The organism is Xanthomonas sp. LMG 12462, assembly GCF_009192885.1.
GTDB classification, from domain to species: Bacteria; Pseudomonadota; Gammaproteobacteria; order Xanthomonadales; family Xanthomonadaceae; genus Xanthomonas_A; species Xanthomonas_A sontii.
Genome location: NZ_NMPP01000072.1, coordinates 1 through 15,566 on the forward strand (window position 1 = coordinate 1; position 15,566 = coordinate 15,566).

General features: G+C 68.6%; 17 protein-coding genes and 1 pseudogene. 11 read left to right on the forward strand and 7 right to left on the reverse strand.

Annotated elements, in window-relative coordinates:
• The 6 genes and pseudogenes from CEK69_RS15900 to CEK69_RS15925 all read left to right on the forward strand — a co-directional run.
• Nucleotides 1–647, forward strand: a pseudogene (locus tag CEK69_RS15900) (heat-shock protein Hsp70); the annotation flags it as partial.
• Nucleotides 648–973: 326 nt separating this feature from the next.
• Complete coding sequence (locus CEK69_RS15905; RefSeq protein ID WP_017908235.1) at nucleotides 974–1,300, forward strand: YkgJ family cysteine cluster protein; 327 nt, start codon at nucleotides 974–976, stop codon at nucleotides 1,298–1,300.
• A gap of 16 nt (nucleotides 1,301–1,316) precedes the next feature.
• Complete coding sequence (locus CEK69_RS15910; protein ID WP_017908234.1) at nucleotides 1,317–1,517, forward strand: hypothetical protein; 201 nt, start codon at nucleotides 1,317–1,319, stop codon at nucleotides 1,515–1,517.
• Nucleotides 1,518–1,759: 242 nt separating this feature from the next.
• Nucleotides 1,760–2,554 (forward strand): EAL domain-containing protein, encoded by a 795-nt coding sequence (locus CEK69_RS15915; RefSeq protein WP_152180853.1) that lies wholly within the window; start codon nucleotides 1,760–1,762, stop codon nucleotides 2,552–2,554.
• A 91-nt stretch (nucleotides 2,555–2,645) separates the two neighbouring features.
• Nucleotides 2,646–3,224, forward strand: coding sequence for a mechanosensitive ion channel domain-containing protein (locus CEK69_RS15920; RefSeq protein WP_017908232.1), 579 nt, complete (start codon nucleotides 2,646–2,648; stop codon nucleotides 3,222–3,224).
• Nucleotides 3,225–3,333: 109 nt separating this feature from the next.
• Complete coding sequence (locus CEK69_RS15925; RefSeq protein WP_017914385.1) at nucleotides 3,334–3,579, forward strand: DUF2789 domain-containing protein; 246 nt, start codon at nucleotides 3,334–3,336, stop codon at nucleotides 3,577–3,579.
• Nucleotides 3,580–3,600: 21 nt separating this feature from the next.
• Here the strand turns inward: CEK69_RS15925 and CEK69_RS15930 are convergent, their stop codons facing one another.
• Together CEK69_RS15930 and CEK69_RS15935 are read right to left on the reverse strand one after the other, a co-directional pair.
• Nucleotides 3,601–3,867 carry a DksA/TraR family C4-type zinc finger protein gene (locus CEK69_RS15930; RefSeq protein WP_010342319.1) on the reverse strand — a complete coding sequence of 89 codons (267 nt, stop codon included), beginning with the start codon at nucleotides 3,865–3,867 and terminating at the stop codon, nucleotides 3,601–3,603.
• A 113-nt stretch (nucleotides 3,868–3,980) separates the two neighbouring features.
• Nucleotides 3,981–4,514, reverse strand: a complete 534-nt coding sequence (locus tag CEK69_RS15935; protein WP_152238445.1) for a DUF2058 domain-containing protein — start codon at nucleotides 4,512–4,514, stop codon at nucleotides 3,981–3,983.
• Between the two features lie 117 nt (nucleotides 4,515–4,631).
• Between CEK69_RS15935 and CEK69_RS15940 the strand changes: the two genes are divergently transcribed.
• Together CEK69_RS15940 and CEK69_RS15945 are read left to right on the forward strand one after the other, a co-directional pair.
• Nucleotides 4,632–5,129 (forward strand): YgjP-like metallopeptidase domain-containing protein, encoded by a 498-nt coding sequence (locus CEK69_RS15940; protein ID WP_152246632.1) that lies wholly within the window; start codon nucleotides 4,632–4,634, stop codon nucleotides 5,127–5,129.
• Between the two features lie 68 nt (nucleotides 5,130–5,197).
• Complete coding sequence (locus CEK69_RS15945) at nucleotides 5,198–5,908, forward strand: rRNA pseudouridine synthase (protein WP_152246634.1); 711 nt, start codon at nucleotides 5,198–5,200, stop codon at nucleotides 5,906–5,908.
• Nucleotides 5,909–6,007: 99 nt separating this feature from the next.
• Here CEK69_RS15945 and CEK69_RS15950 read toward each other — a convergent pair whose 3' ends face one another.
• The gene (locus CEK69_RS15950; protein ID WP_152246636.1) at nucleotides 6,008–6,814 is read right to left on the reverse strand and encodes an SGNH/GDSL hydrolase family protein; all 807 of its coding nucleotides are present in this window, start codon (nucleotides 6,812–6,814) and stop codon (nucleotides 6,008–6,010) included.
• 505 nt (nucleotides 6,815–7,319) lie between these two features.
• On the opposite strand from CEK69_RS15950, the gene CEK69_RS15955 reads away from it, so the two are divergent.
• Nucleotides 7,320–8,921 carry a PQQ-binding-like beta-propeller repeat protein gene (locus tag CEK69_RS15955; protein ID WP_152246654.1) on the forward strand — a complete coding sequence of 534 codons (1,602 nt, stop codon included), beginning with the start codon at nucleotides 7,320–7,322 and terminating at the stop codon, nucleotides 8,919–8,921.
• Between the two features lie 247 nt (nucleotides 8,922–9,168).
• Here the strand turns inward: CEK69_RS15955 and CEK69_RS21425 are convergent, their stop codons facing one another.
• Together CEK69_RS21425 and CEK69_RS15960 are read right to left on the reverse strand one after the other, a co-directional pair.
• Nucleotides 9,169–10,140, reverse strand: a complete 972-nt coding sequence (locus CEK69_RS21425; protein ID WP_255424823.1) for a TonB-dependent receptor — start codon at nucleotides 10,138–10,140, stop codon at nucleotides 9,169–9,171.
• A gap of 9 nt (nucleotides 10,141–10,149) precedes the next feature.
• The gene (locus CEK69_RS15960) at nucleotides 10,150–12,081 is read right to left on the reverse strand and encodes a TonB-dependent receptor (RefSeq protein WP_255424824.1); all 1,932 of its coding nucleotides are present in this window, start codon (nucleotides 12,079–12,081) and stop codon (nucleotides 10,150–10,152) included.
• Nucleotides 12,082–12,803: 722 nt separating this feature from the next.
• Here CEK69_RS15960 and CEK69_RS15965 point away from each other — a divergent pair.
• Together CEK69_RS15965 and CEK69_RS21095 are read left to right on the forward strand one after the other, a co-directional pair.
• Entirely contained in the window at nucleotides 12,804–14,204 is a 1,401-nt protein-coding gene (locus CEK69_RS15965; protein WP_026143237.1) for an endoproteinase ArgC, read from the forward strand.
• 132 nt (nucleotides 14,205–14,336) lie between these two features.
• Nucleotides 14,337–14,504, forward strand: coding sequence for a hypothetical protein (locus CEK69_RS21095; RefSeq protein ID WP_193312719.1), 168 nt, complete (start codon nucleotides 14,337–14,339; stop codon nucleotides 14,502–14,504).
• Between the two features lie 101 nt (nucleotides 14,505–14,605).
• Here the strand turns inward: CEK69_RS21095 and CEK69_RS15970 are convergent, their stop codons facing one another.
• Together CEK69_RS15970 and CEK69_RS15975 are read right to left on the reverse strand one after the other, a co-directional pair.
• Nucleotides 14,606–14,779, reverse strand: a complete 174-nt coding sequence (locus CEK69_RS15970) for a DUF1328 family protein (RefSeq protein ID WP_152246638.1) — start codon at nucleotides 14,777–14,779, stop codon at nucleotides 14,606–14,608.
• A gap of 153 nt (nucleotides 14,780–14,932) precedes the next feature.
• On the reverse strand, nucleotides 14,933–15,508 hold the full coding sequence (locus CEK69_RS15975; RefSeq protein ID WP_152246640.1) for an N-acetylmuramidase: 576 nt from the start codon (nucleotides 15,506–15,508) through the stop codon (nucleotides 14,933–14,935).
• Between the last annotated feature and the right edge of the window lie 58 nt (nucleotides 15,509–15,566).

Sequence of the window (15,566 nt, forward strand, 5' to 3'; positions counted from 1 at the left end):
TCGACATCGGCGGCGGCACCACCGACATCGCCCACGCCAGCGTCGGCGGCGACGCCGCGCCGCAGGTGCACCGCGCCTGGGGCATCCCCCGCGGCGGCACCGACATCGACCTGGCGCTGAGCCTGGCCGGGTTCATGCCGCAGTTCGGCCGCGGCCTCACCCGCGTGCCCTCGCACCACTACGTCGAGGCGGCGATGGTGCAGGACACCACCCGCCAGCGCGATTTCCGCCAGCATCGCTACGACGCCGTCCCCGCACCGTACGAGGCGCGCCTGCAGGCGCTGCAGGAACCGGGCAACACCGCGCGCCTGTACCGTGCGGTGGAGCGCAGCAAGATCCGCCTCAGCGACGCCGAGCAACACGCCGAGACCCTGGACTACATCGAAGCAGGCTTGCAGGTGCAGGTGCAGGCCGAGGAACTGGTGCAGGCCGCACGCAGCTATCTGGAGGCCCTGCAGGAGTTGCTGGCGCAGGTGCGCCAGGACATCGGCGGCGACCCGGCCGCGGTGTTCCTGACCGGCGGCATGTCGCGCGCCGGCTACCTGCAGCGCCTGGTCGCCGCCGCGTTCCCGCAAGCGCGCCTGGTCCACGGCGACCCCTCGTTCGGCGTGGTGCAGGGCCTGGCGCTGGCCGCCGCGCAGGACTGACGCAGCACAGGCAGCACAGGCGTCGGCGGCCCCTCCCCGACCGGCCGCTCGCGGCCGGCGCGACGCCTGCGGCCCGCATTGTTCATGCAGCGGGCGCACGACTGGCGTAGCATGGCGGCACGCTTCAGCGTCACGTCGCTACGCGCGTCTCGTCCGGCCGTTCCTGTCGCCCGACTCGCTTCCTTCTCGCGCCAACCTCCGTCCTTTGCCGGCCGGATCCTTCGGAGCGCCATGTCCCCCGCCCTTGCCACGCTCCAGATCGAGCGCCTGGCGTCGCCGCTTCAGCCGCCTCCCCGGCCGACAGGTCCGGATCGGGGCGGCGCCGCATGAGCGAGAGCGCGCGGGACGCGACCGACGCCGACATCGCCTGCGACCGCTGTGACGCGATCTGCTGCCGCCTGACCGTCCTGGTGATGCCGGACGACCACGTGCCCGAGCATCTCACCGAGTACACCCGCGAGGGCCTGCACGTGATGGCGCGCGACGAGGACGGCTGGTGCGTGGCGGTGGATGGCGCGCGCATGTGTTGCTCCATCTACGCGCAGCGCCCGGCGGTCTGCCGCAAGTTCGCGATGGCCGGCCCGTACTGCCGCGAGATCCGCCGTACCCACCACGAGCAACTGACCCGTGGCATTCCCCTGACGATGTACTGACTGCAGGAGTTCCAGCATGGCACGACCGACCAGCACCACCGCTTCGCCCAGCGCCAGGAACACACGCGGCGCCAGCGCCGCCGACAAGGCGCAAAAAGGCCTCAGCCGCGAGCGCATCGAGGCCGACTTGGCCGCGTTTCACCAGGCCGGCGGCCGCGTCGAGGTGCTCGGCACCACCCGCGTGCTGAAGAAGGTCGACGTCGCCGACGCGGGCTAGCGCCCGCGCATCCCGCCGTCATCGCGCGCACCTGCGGCGGGACACGGCCGGACATGGATGCCGGTCCACGCCGCGCGAGGACGCGGCGCCTGGCACGCGACGACGGCGCCTCCGGTTGGCGCCGACGACCACACGGCCAGGCCAACACGGCGCCCTCGGAGTGCCGGCGCCGGTGCGCAAGCACGGCACCGTCTTCACACCAGAAGCGCATACTGCGATCTCTTCCACGGTCTCGTTTCGGCATGCTCCTGCGCTCCCTGTCCGCCGAACTCGGCCAGCCCGCCTGCGGCAACTGTCGCGATGGCGAGCCTCTGGATTTCGCCGTGCGCATGGCGTTCCAGCCGATCGTCGATGCCGCCACCCGCTCCATCTACGCCTACGAGGCGCTGGTGCGCGGCGAGGACGGCAGCGGCGCGGCGGCGGTGCTGGCGCGGGTGCGCCCGCAGCAGATGTACCGCTTCGACCAGACCTGCCGGGTGCAGGCGATCGCCACTGCCGCGCAGCTGGGCCTGCGCACGCGCCTGTCGATCAACTTCATTCCCAATGCGGTGTACGAACCGGCGACCTGCATCCGCCTGACCCTGAGGGCGGCCGAGCACTTCGGCGTGCCCACCGGCGACCTGATCTTCGAGTTGAGCGAGTCCGAACGCATCGCCGACCTGCCCAAGGTCGTGCGCATCCTGCGCGACTACGCGCAGCGCGGCTTCCTCACCGCGATCGACGACTTCGGCGCCGGCCACTCCGGCCTCAACCTGCTCGCCGATTTCCAGCCGCACCTTATCAAGCTGGACATGGCGCTGATCCGCGGCATCGACGGCAGCGCCGCGCGCCGCCACATCGTCGGCGGCATCGTCGCGATGGCCGCGCCGCTGGGCTGCCGCATCCTCGCCGAGGGCGTGGAGACGCCTGCCGAGTACCGTGCACTGCGCGCGCTGGGCATCGACCTCTACCAGGGCTATCTGTTCGCCAAGCCGGCGCTGGAAGCCTTGCCGGACGTCACCGAGGCGCAGTGGGAGGCGCTGGAACGCGCCGGCTGAGCGGCTCGCTGCCGCAACGCACGCCAGCACGACTTGCCCGCGGCGGCCACGCTTGCGACCATCGCGCCTCCCCTGCGTGTTCCGAAGTGCAATGCCCTCGCTCCATACCCTGCTGCCGCCGTGGACGCACCGCTGGCTCGACGTGATCGTGCCCGGCGCGCAGATCGTGCTGATCGTGCTCGGCGCCTGGTTGCTGCGGACCTTGCTGCGACGGTTGATCCGGCGCCTGGGCGAGCACTACGCGCTGCCGCCGGAACTGGTGATGATGGCGCGCCGCGGCAGCGGCTTCGTGATCTACGCGGCGGCGCTGCTGCTGATCCTGGACCGCTTCGGCGTCTCCGGCACCGTGCTGTGGACCGCCTTCACCGGCTTCGCCGCGGTCGCGGCAGTGGCGTTCTTCGCCGCCTGGAGCGTGCTGTCCAACATCTTCTGCACGCTGTTGATCTTCACCACGCGCCCGTTCCGCCTGCACGACCACATCGAATTGCTGGAGAACGGCGAAAAGCCGGGACTGAAGGGCCAAGTGATCGACATCAACCTGATCTACACCACGCTGCGCGAGGAACGCGACGGCGACGGCGAGAGCGTGCTGCAGATCCCCAACAGCCTGTTTTTCCAGCGCAGCACGCGCCGCTGGCGCGGCCATCCGGTTCCATCCGGGCTGGGCTGAGCGCCGCACGCCACCCACGCCGACGCTGACGCCATGCACATGACGCAGCCGCTATGGTCGATGCCAGCCGCCTTGCGCGGCGATCTCCCCTTTCCCGACCAGGTACTGCATGGAACCCGTCATTCATCCGTTCGCCGACCTCTTCGCCCAACTTGGCCTGCCCAACAGCGAAGGCGAGATTCGCCAGTTCATCGCCCAGCATGCGCCGCTGCCCGATGGCATGCGCCTGGAAGAAGCACCGTTCTGGACGCCCGCGCAGGCGCAACTGCTGCGCGAGGAGCGCCTGGAAGACGCCGACTGGGCGATCGTGGTCGATCAGCTCAACATCGCGCTGCACGCGCAGCCCAAGCCTTGACCCGACCGCGCCGGCTGCGCGTCAACGCAGCTGGCTGTCCTTGCTGCCGCGGCGGTTGTAGCCGCTGTGCTCGTGCTGCGCGCGGTCCTGCGCGTCCTGGCAGGCCACGCACAGGCGCACACCCGGCACGGCCTTGCGCCGCGCCTCGGGAATCGGCGCATCGCAGTCCTCGCAGTGGCTCAGCCCTGGCCCCTGCGGAAGTTGGCTGCGCGCCCGCTTGATCGCATCCTCGACGGTCGCATCGATCTGGTCCTGCACCGCGCCGTCGCCTGCCCACCCAGTGGCCATGGTCGTCTCCGCACTGTTGCCTTGCCTGGATGATGCGGCCGGCACCGGCGAATGCAATGCACGCCGGCTTCACCTCGCCGAGACGTTCATGCAACGCCGCCCGGGGTCCCGCCTCACCAGATCAGGTCGTCCGGGACCTTGAACTGGCTGTAGTACGGATCGTCCTCGCCGCTGGCCGGCGTTGCCGCCAGCGCATCGAACACGATGGTCGCCGGATCGCGCGCGACGATCTTCTCCACGACGGCGCGCGGCACCGGCACATAGCCGGCATCCAGCCGCGCGATCGCCACACTGCCGGCGATCAGTTGCGCGCGCAGCGTCGCATCCACGCGCAGCCGCTGGATCTTGCCGGCATCGGTGAAGTGGTAGTCGATCTCGCCGTCGGCCTTGAGCTTGTGGCTTTCGACCAGTTGCCGCGCCTGCGCCCGCTGCTCCTGCACGCGGGCCTGCGCATTGCGCTCGGCGGACAGCGCACGATCGCGCTCCACCCGCTCCTGCCGTAACCGCTCGCTCTCCAGCTGCTCGGCACTGGGCGGCGGCGGGGTCTTGCCCTGCCGCGCCTTGGCCTGCTCGCGCGCGACCTGCGCCACCTGGCTCTTCTTCACCAGGCCGGCCTTGAGCAGTTGCTCCTGCAGGGGATTGCGCATCGGAAGCGTCCATGGACTCGGATTCGGGAGCCGCATGATACCCGCAGCGCCGGTGCCCGCCCGCGAAGGCCGCACACGGCGGATGCCCCGCCGCGCGCGGCAGGCTAAGGTGGCGGGATGGACACCCTGCGCTACCTCGTCGGCTACCCACCCCAGGTCCTGGACCAAGTGCGCGAACTGATCGCGCGCCAGCGCCTGGGCGACTGGCTGCGCCGCCGCTACCCCGAGGCCAACGCGGTGCGCACCGATCGCCAGTTGTACGACTACACGCAGGCACTGAAGGACCGTTGCATGCGCAGCGCCGAGCCCCTGCACAAGGTGATCTACGACAACCGCCTGCAGGCGGTGAAGCATGCGCTGGGCACCCACACCACGGTGTCTCGGGTGCAGGGCGGCAAGCTCAAGGCCAGCCGCGAGATCCGCATCGCCGGCGTGTTCCGCGATGCGCCGGCGGCGTTCCTGCCGATGATCGTCGCCCACGAACTGGCGCACCTGAAGGAAAGCGCGCACAACAAGGCCTTCTACCAGCTGTGCGCGCACATGACGCCGGACTACCACCAGTTGGAATTCGACCTGCGTCTGTACCTGACCCAGTTGGAGCTGGTCGAGCGCTGAGACGCCGCCGCGTGCGGCCGCTGCCTGGCGCCCGTACACTGCGCCCCCCACCGATCACCACAGCCCCGATGTCCAGCCCCGTCCGTCTCGACAAGCATCTCGCCGCCCTGCTGCCGTGTTCGCGCGGCGAGGCGCAGCAGTACATCGAGGGCGGCTGGGTCAGCGTGGACGGCGTGGTGGTCGAGGAACCGCAGACGCCGATCACCACCCAGCAGGTGACGCTGGCGCCCGACGCGCAACTCGGCCCGGCGCAGGCGGTCACGCTGCTGCTGCACAAGCCGGCCGGGATGCGCGCCGAAGACGCGCTCGCGCTGGCGACGCCAGGTAACCGCAGCGCCCTGGATGCCAGCGACATGCGTGTGCTGAAACGCCATTTCCTGCGCCTGAGCATGCCGCTGCCGCTGGAGACCGAGGCCAGCGGACTGCTGGTGCTGAGCCAGGACCGCCGCGTACTGCGGCGGCTGAGCGAGGACGCGGCCACGCTGGAGCAGGAGTTCGTGGTGGAGGTGAGCGGCACGTTGCAGCCCTATGGCCTGCATCGGCTCGCGCACGGCCTGCGCCATGGCCAGCGCACGCTGCCGCCGTGCAAGCTCAGCTGGCAGAGCGAACAGCGCCTGCGCTTCGCGATCAAGCACGTGCAGCCGGGCCAGTTGCACGACATGTGCGCGCAGGTCGGGCTGGAAGTGACCGGCCTGCGCCGCCTGCGCATCGGCCGCATTCCGCTGGGCAAGCTGGCGCCGGGCGAGTGGCGCTATCTGCCGGAGGGTGAGCGGTTCTGAGGGATTGCGGGTGCGGCCTCGCCGATCGTTGTTGCCGGCGGTCGTACCCTCACCCCAGCCCCTCTCCCGGGGGGAGAGGGGCTAGGAGCGCGCAGTGACTCAGGGCTTTGCCAGCGCGCGCTGGATCGCCTGCTCGGCCAATGGCGCCATCACCGCATAGCCGGCGTTGTTGGGGTGCACACCATCGATGGCCACGGTCTTGTCCATGCCGCCGTCGCGGTTGCTCAGCTTGCTGTAGTAGTCCAGGTACACCGCGTCGTGCTGCTGCGCGTACTGCTGCATCCACGCGTTGAGCGCACGCACCTTCTGCGCCGGCTGCAGGCCCGGCCGCCACGGATAGTCGGTCACCGGCAACACCGAAGCCAGCACCACCTTGATGTGATGCGCCTGCGCAAGCTCGGTCATCGCGCTGAGGTTGTCCTCGATCATCTCCAGGGTGGACAGCCCGGTGTTGCCGGCCAGATCGTTGGTGCCGGCCAGGATCACCACCACCGCCGGCTTCAGGTCGATCACGTCCTGGCGGAAGCGCACCAGCATCTGCGCGGTGGTCTGCCCGGAAATGCCGCGATTGACGTAGGCGGACTTGCCGGGGAAGAACGTGGTGCCTTCGCGACGGCCCCAGGCGTCGGTGATGGAGTCGCCGTAGAACACCACGCGCGGCGCGTCCGCGGCCGGCGCCGGCAGCGCGGCATTGTCGGCGCGATAGCGCTGCAGTTGCGCCCAATCGAGCAGGCGCTGCTGCATCGCCTTCACTTCGTCGGGCTTGAGCGTGTCCGGCGCCCGCGTGTACAGCGCATCGACCTTGCCCTCCAGCGCCGAGGTGGACACGGGCGTTGCCGCCTGCACGGCGCCGGCGGCCGTGGCGCACAGCGCGATGGCGAGGGACAACAGCGAGGGGCATTTCATCGAGGCATTCCTTGTGCGGACAACGGTGATCGCACAGTGTAACCAACCGCTCGCACCTCCCATGCGGCGTCGCCGCAGCGCACTGCGGCACGTCCGACTGCACCGCAATTCAGCCCGCGCTCACGCGGCGAATCCGGCGCACGGGATCGATGGCGCATATCGCCACGCGCCACGCGGACGCAATCTGCCGCGCCGTGTCGATGCGCGGCAACACGCGGCCGCGACGGCCATCGCAGCCTGCGACGACATGCGTCACGCGCGTGCCGGCACGATGACAGCGCGATGCCGCCGCCATCGTTTTTCGCTATCGCAGCAACCTTTTGCAAAGGCCCTAACTTTTTCGTAAGTACATGACACGCAAGGATTTTCACTTCTAGGATGGCCGCGGACGTGACGGGGGGATCCTCACTCCCAAGCCCGAAGGACATCCATGAAAACGCGTGATGCACACCAGAACCACTCCCGCCTGCGGCTGGCGTTGATTCCCGGCTTGATGTTCAGCGCAATGGCGATGGCGCAGTCCGCAGGCACCGCAGCGGCGACGACCGACACCAGCGCCGCCAGCGCACAATGGCGCAGCACGTTCTCCGGCGGCACGCCGTTCGCCACGCACAGCCTCTGGGACAGTGCCGGCGGCGGCTTCCTCAACACCCGCTTCGCGCCCGGCGAATGGCAGATCACCCCGTTCAACGCGGCGCGCCTGAAGACCGCGTGGACCTTCACCACCCAGGGCGACGTCTCGGCCACGCCGACCGTGCAGGGCACGGCGCTGTACGTGCCGGACTGGGGCGGCCAGCTGTATCGCATCGACACCGACCTGGGCAAGGCGGTGTGGCGGGTGAAGCTGGCCGACTACACCGGCATCGCCGGTTCGCTGTCGCGCAACAGCCCGGCGATCGCGCGCGACAGCGTGCTGGTCGGCGACCAGGCCAGCGGCACCGTGCTGGCGATCGACAAGGCCACCGGCAAGCTGCTGTGGAAGACCCTGGTCGAATCCAACCCGCAGGCGCGCATCACCGCCTCGCCGGTGATCTACGGCGACCGCGTCTACGTCGGCGTGTCCTCCGGCGACTGGGGCGGGCTGAGCGCCGGCTACAAGTATTCCTTCCGTGGCAGCGTCGCCGCGCTGGACCTGAAGACCGGCAAGCTGCTGTGGAGCTTCCGCACCACGCCGGAGGGCTACACCGGTGCCTCGGTGTGGGGCACGCTGGCGATCGATCCGCTGCGCCAGCGCGTCTACGCGACCACCGGCAACAACTACTCGGTGCCGACCGAGGTGGCCAGCTGCGTCAAGAACGCCAACGGCGACAAGACCGCGCAACTGGCCTGCATGGCGCCGGACAACTACGTCGACTCGGTGCTGGCGCTGGACATGCGCAGCGGCAAGCCGGTGTGGACGCGCCGCCTGCAGGGCGCCGACGCCTGGTCGCTGTCGTGCCTGGTCGCGCCGACCAATGGCCTGTGCCAGGACCCGCAGGGGCCGGACTACGACTTCAGCGGCGGCGGCGCCAACCTGTTCACGGCGATCCGCAACGGCAAGCCGCAGGCGCTGGTCGGTGCCGGCCAGAAGAGCGGCGTGTACTGGGCCTTCGACGCCGACACCGGGCAGACCGTGTGGTCGACCCAGGTCGGCCCGGGCGGCACCGCCGGCGGCATCGAGTGGGGCTCGTCGGTGGATCCGTTCTCCGGTCGCGTGTACGTGGCCATCAACAACAACGAGCACACGCCGTACACGCTGGCGCCGGGCAACACCGAGACCTGGAACGCCGGCTCCTGGGCCGCGCTGGATGCGGCCAGCGGCAAGATCCTCTGGCAGGTCAAGGTGCCGGGCACCGATCCGGTGCAGACCGCGTTCGGCGCCGGCGGCCGCGGCCCGCTGGCGTCGTCGCCGGGCCTGGTCTATGCCGGCTCGATGTCCGGCGCGATGACCGTGCTCGATGCCAAGACCGGCGCCACCCTGTGGAGCTTCGATGCCGGCGGCTCGGTGTCCAGCGCACCGGCGATCGTCGATGGTGCGGTGTACTGGGGTGCGGGCTACAGCCGCTTCAACTTCGGCACCGGGGTCAACAAGCTGTACAAGTTCGTGCCGTCGAACCGGCGCCGCTGAGCGCAGCTCAGGACCGCCTCTTCGGTTGTAGTGCCTCTCCTGCGAATGCCTCTCCTGCGCAAGCGGGAGAGGCTGTTGCACGACGATCGAGCGAAGCGCGAAGCGCAAGGCGTCAGGCGAGATCACGTGGCGCGCGCACGCTTCGACAGCGCGCGCTGCGACGAGAGCTGACACGAGGCAACGCCAGGCCCATGAAGATCCGGCGGGCTCCGCTTCCCGCGAAGCCCGCCGACGATCAGCTGACCGCTCAGTTGAACGTGTAGTCCAGGGTCAGGAACATTTCCCGGCCGTTGTACTCGCTCGCGGTCTGCCCGGTGGTGACGAACTCGAAGCCGCCGGCGTAATACGGAATCGCACCGACCTTGTCGAAGATGTTCGACACGGTGAGCTTCGCATGCAGGTCCGGCGTGACCTGCAGGCCGACCGAGCCGTTCCAGGTGATCCACGCCGGCGCGTGGCCCCGGTAGGTGGTGTCTTGCACGCTGACCTGGTTGCCGTCCTGGGTGACTTGGCAGACCCCGGTGGAGACCGTGTTGCCGCCATTGGACACGGTGACCATGCCGGGCTGGATGCCGTTGGGCAGCACGTCGCAGCCGGCGTAATTGGGGGCACGCATGCGGCCATTGCGCACGCCGGAGATCGACACGTTCCAGCGGCCCTTGGTCCAGTCGGCGATCCAGGTCATGCGGCTGGCCACGTTCTGATAGCGGGTGTTCTGCAGCGGATCGGAGGCCAGCACGCGCTGCTTGTACGACAGGTTGTTGGTGTAGTTGATGCCGGCGCGGAAGTCGCCGTAGCCGTCGGTGTGAAACTTGTAGTCCAGCGTCGCATCGACGCCGGCCACGTACAGCGAGGCTTCGTTGATCGGGCCCGATTGCACCGACACGATCTGGCCGTTGGCGTCGCGCTTCACCATCTGGGTGACCATCCGGCAGTACTCCGATCCGGCCACGTGCGCCGTGTACGGCGACAGGCCCGACGTCCCGTTCGGCTTCAGCCCGGTCAGGCAGCCGGCTTCGTCGGCCAGCACGGTGTCCTGGCCGAGGTACTGGATGGCGTTGTCCACGCCCATGTTCCAGTAGTCGGCCGACACCGACAGCCCCTGCACGCCCGGCACCTGCCAGACGAAGCCGTAGGTCCAGGAGTGCCCGGTCTGCGGCAGCAGCAGGCGGCTGCCGTTGGTGTAGAGCGTGTAGTACTGCGACCCGGGGCGCTGCACGCTGTTGCACTAGGTGTTGTTGTTCTGCCCGGCCTTGATCGCGTTCACGCACTGCAGCGGGTCGGCATAGAAGCCCACCGGCGAGGTCGAACCGGTCAGGTAGATGGCCTGCATGTCCGGCGCCTTGAAGTTGGTGCCGTAGCTGCCGCGCAGCAGCAGACCGTCGTACGGGCGCCATTCCAGGCCCGAGCCCCAGGTGCGCGCGATGTCGGCACGGCTGGCGTCGTTGTACTTGTCCAGGCGGCCGGACAGCGTCCAGGTCACCGACTCCAGCACCGGCACGCGGAACTCCGTGCCCAGCGAGAAACGCTGCCGGGTGCCGGCACCGGTGAGGTAGGCGCCGAACGGGTTCTGGAACGTGGACGGATCGGCCGCACGCGGGTCGGGCGACAGCTTGAAGCCGTTGTGTGCGGCTTCGAGCACCGCGGCCCAGCCCACCGACCGATCGGCCCAGGGCAGCTTGAACAGGTCGCCGTTGACGCGCAGCTGCGCCTGGTCGAGCCAGGACGACGCGGTGTTCACGCCGGTCACCGCGAACTGGTCGTACTGCTGCGGGGTGATCGGGTTCCAGAACTGCTGCCAGTTGAATGCGTAGATCGGCAGGCCGTCGGCGGTGGTGCCCTGCTGCTGGCCGAGGAAGAAGGTGTTGGTGGCCTGCGCGTTGTAGCCGGTGAACGCCTCGCGGACGATGTACTTCTGGGTGTTGAGGTTGAGGTCCCAGTTGAAACGGCCGTCGAACACGGTGCCGCGCAGGCCGGCCTGCAGGTTCCAGTTGCGCTCGCGGTCGTAGGTGTTGGCGCTGACGCCGATCTCTTTCTGGGTCAGCTGGCGGATCACCTGGTTGACCGTCTGCCCGGTGGTCTGGTCGTAGAACGGGCCGGCGCTGAACACGTTGAGCTGCGTGTTGGAGATGCCCACGGTCTGGTACAGCGCGGCTGAGCCGTAGAACTGCAGACCGTTCTGGAAGTCGTACTCGCCCGCCAGGTAGCCGCTGTTGCTGATGCTGCCCGGGGTCAGCACCCAGTTCTGGAACAGCGCCGGCTGCGCGCAGTAGAAGCCGTTGTCGGTGACGCCGGTGACCTGGGTGCCGTTGGTGGTCACCGAGTGCGACTGGGTCAGGCGCGAGTTGGTGAACTTGTCGCAGGTGCCGGCGGGCGGCGTGATGTAGCGGCCGTTGGCGTCGGTGGCCGACAGCGCGATCGCGCCGGCGGCATCGTACTGGTAGCCGAACATGCGCGAGGCCGGCCCCCACGCCCCGTAGCCCGCATCGGCCACCGAATCCTGGTAGGGCCGGTCCATGCCCCACAGCGCGCTGCGGTTGGAGTGTTCCAAATTGTAGGTCACGTGCCAGTTGTCGCCCGCGCGGCCACCGACGTAGTTGATGTCGCCGTATCGGCGGCCGCCACGCGTCGCGCCGCCCGCAGTGACCTGCAACTGGTTGCCCTGGTAGTTCTTCTTCAGGATCACGTTCACCACGCCGGCGACCGCGTCCGAGCCGTAGATCGACGACGCGCCGGAGGCCAGCACTTCGATGTGATCGATCATCCCGGTGGGGAGGTTGTTGAAGTTCTGGAAGTTGCTCTGCTTGTTGAGCGGCTGCGGGTAATCGACCACGCGATGGCCGTCGATCATCAGCAGGCTGAACCCGGGGCCGAGTCCGCGCAGGTTCACCGAACGCGCATTGACCGAACTGGAGCCCCAGGAGGCCGGGTCGGACACCTGCTGGCCCACCTGCGGCAGCGAGTCGAGGAATTCCCACAGCGTGGTGTAGCCCTGCTTCTTGATCTCTTCGCCGGTGATGGTGACCACCGGCGCAGGGCCTTCGACCTCCACGCGCGGGATCAGCGATCCGGTGACCGTCACCGCCTTGAGTTCGACCGGCTTGTCGGCCTTGCCGGCGCCATTGGGCGGGGCCGCGTCATCGGGCGCGGATTGCGCCATGACAGAGGGCGCCCACAGGGCGAGCGCAACGGAACTGGCGATGAGTCCACGCCGGAAAGCGGTTCTGTTCACTGGTCTCCCCCCCACAGGAGCGATCGATGTTGGAGATGTGCCGAGCCGCCCGATTCCCCTGGCCTTGCGCGGGCCGTGCGCAAGGCGGTGCATACAAGAACGAAAAGTTCATATATGCGACGCCAGCGTTATAGGCCGAATTTGAATCGATGCAAGCTGCGTCGCAGCACGCCAGATGCCGATTCAAGTGATTGAATCTACTGAAATTTGTCGGAAAGATTGCAGAAAGGTGGCAGCCAGCCAGGGCCCTGCTCGGCGGGAGCGTCCGCGCCTGGCTTCATGCGGTTCGGCGGGGCGGCCTGAGCCGCTGGTGCGCGTGTGCGGGCGGACTGGCCGACGTCCGTGTCGACGTGTCGATCAGGCCGCTCCAGATAGCGCTACCCATCCAGCCCTTCCCACTCGATCGGGCACGGATCCGCATTGCAGCGCGCATGCAACGGTGCCGCTGCGGCATGGCAGCGCCGTGCGCTTCTTTCGCGCCATCACACGCAATGTGAGCAGCTGTCTACGAAACCGGCCCTCCGAGCGTGACGCCTGACACGCAATCGCTCTGGCGTCGTCCGTAGCCTCGGCAGGCACCCTGAACTTGGGTGCAATGGCATCCGGTCCCCTGCCGGATGGTCTCGTCCCTCTTCGCAGAAGGAAGATCGATGAATCGCAAGCATGCGTTGTACCTGGCGTTGCTCGCCGGCATTGCCGGCATGTCCCCCGCCGCCATGGCTGCCACTCCCCCAGCAGCCGAAATGGATTCCGCCCCGGTCGAAGCCCGCCCGGATGCCGCCGCGCTCGGTGGCGCGGAACTGCGCAGCCTTCCCCCGGGCAGCGCACACGCCCCGCGCCTGATCGAACTGGCCGCGCCCGACAGCAGCAAGGCCGCGGCGATGAAGCAGGCACGCGGGCAACAGGTCAAGCACGGCCAGCCGCTGCAGATCGGCTTTTCCCGCGACGTCGCCAAGCCCGACATCAACCTGCGTCGCCTGCGCTGGCAGACTCTGCCCAACGGGGCCCAGGTCACCAGTTTCGAAATCGCCTCGACCAACGCGCAGGCGCTGCGCGCAGCGCTGCAGCTCAGCGGCAGCGGCGCCCAGCCCGGCGATCCGCGCAAGGCGACGCTGCGCTTCGCCGGCGACGACGGCCGCGTGTTCCAGCAGAGCGGCGCCGAGTTCGCCGGTAGCCAGCCCGGCTGGTCGGCGGTGATCGCCGGCGCGCGCATGGTGGTGGAGATCGAGCTGCCGGCGGGCCAGTATCCGCAAGGCTTCGCGTTGAAGATCCCGCAGCTCTCGCACCTGGACATCAGCCCGGTCGCCAGCGAGACGATGATGCGGCCGATGATCGGCGAGAGCGATTCGTGCGAGCGCGACATCGTCTGCCGCGCCAACCCGACCTCCGGCTTCACCTCGGCGGCCAAGTCGGTGGCGCGCATGACCTTCACCAGCGGCGGCAGCACCTACCTGTGCACCGGCACCCTGCTCAACAACAGCAATTCGCCGAAGAAAGCAATGTTCTGGAGCGCGGCGCACTGCATCAGCACCCAGACCGTGGCCAACACGCTGCAGACCTACTGGTTCTACGACGCCACCACCTGCGGCGGCTCCACGGTCAATTCCAACTACACCACGCTCGGCGGCGGCGCCTACCTGCGCTATACCAATACCACGCGCGACACCACGCTGCTCGAGCTCAAGAGCGCTCCGCCGAGCGGCGCGTTCTACGCGGGCTGGAGCAGTTCGGCGATCGGCTCGACCGGCACCGCGATCGAGGGCATCCACCACCCGGCCGGCGACGTCAAGAAGTACTCGCTGGGCAAGGTCACCGCGCTGTCCAGCTCCATCGACGGCAAGTCGCCGCTGTATCGCGTGCAGTGGAGCACCGGCGTCACCGAAGGCGGCTCGTCCGGCTCCGGCCTGTTCACCGTCAACAGCAGCGGCGCCTACCAATTGCGCGGCGGCCTGTATGGCGGCACCTCGTACTGCAGCGCACCGAGCGATCCCGACTATTACTCGCGCTTCGCCGACGTGTATTCGTCGATCCAGCAGTATCTGAGCCCGTAAGCCAAGGTCCGGGAGGGCCGTACTCCCGCACCTGCGCCTAGGACAGGCCGTCCCGATGACGGCCTGTCCGTTTCGCACGCCGAAGCCGCGCAGCGGCTACACTCAGGGCATTCCCCTGACGGCAGACATGCATTGGCCAAGCCCAACTACTCCTTCGAAAAGCGGCAGCGCGAGCTGGCCAAGAAGAAACAGCAGGAAGAAAAAGAAGCGCGCAAGCGCGAAGCGCGTGCCGCAGCGGCCAAGCCCGCCGCCGACGACGACGCTGCAACGCACGAAGCGGATACCGCCAGCGACGCCTAGGCCTTCAATGGCACGGCAGGCGCCTGCCGATCACCACAGGGCCTCGCTCTACGGACCTGTCGCGCGACGCACCTGCATCGACGCGACACCCGGCCTGATGCCTAACTGACCTTCTTGGCCAGCATGGTGCCCAGCACGAACAGCACCAGGGCGATGGCGATGCCGGCCCAGAACAGGAACTTGGCGACGCCGATCGCCGCGCCCGCCAAACCGCTGAAGCCGAGCGCGCCGGCGATGAGTCCGATGATGGCGATGATGATGGCCCACTTGATCATGATGCGGTCTTCCCGAAAACGAGGACAGGCGCACGCCGTCATCGCGTGCGCTGGCGTCGGCAGATGGCCGACGCTGGTTCGGGAGACTAGACAGCGCGGCATGCGCGTGCGGTGAAACGCAGATGCACGCGCCGTGCACGGCGCGGCGTCGCATCAGGCGGTGCCGGTCTGCGCAGGCGCCGACGCATCGGCCGGCAGGCTCGCCGGGAACCATTCCGCGCGGCGCAGCCAGCCGGCCAGCAACTCGGCCTCGGCCGGACGCTCCGCCACCAGGCGCTGGTAGTAGGCGATGCGCTGCTGCCGGTACTGCGCGTACACCTGTGCCGTGTCCGCACTGGCAAGCGCCGCCAGGGTCGCCGGCCCCATCTCGCCATCGACCGCCAAGCCGGTCGCGCCCAGTTGCTGCAGGACGCGCTGCAGCAGCGAGATCGCGACATCGCCGGCATTGACGTAGAAATCGAACACGAGCTCGGCCAACGTCTGCGAGGCGATCTGATCGGCACCAATCCTGTCCCAGTAGTCGTGCTGGTAGATCGTCGCGGCCTGCTGCACAGTCAATGCGCGCAGGTTTTGCAGCGTCGGCGCTTGGCCCAGCAGCGCTTGCGCGCAGCGCTGGAAGGTGGCCAGGGTGATGCCGTGATTGGTGGCGCCGCCCGGATCGTTCGGGTCATCGACGAAGCCGCCCTCGAACCGCAGCAGCTGTGGGAGATACAGCTCGAACGATGCCATGGCGACGTCCTCGCGATCGACGGGCGGTCAGCGTGGCACCCGTGGCGGCACCATGCAG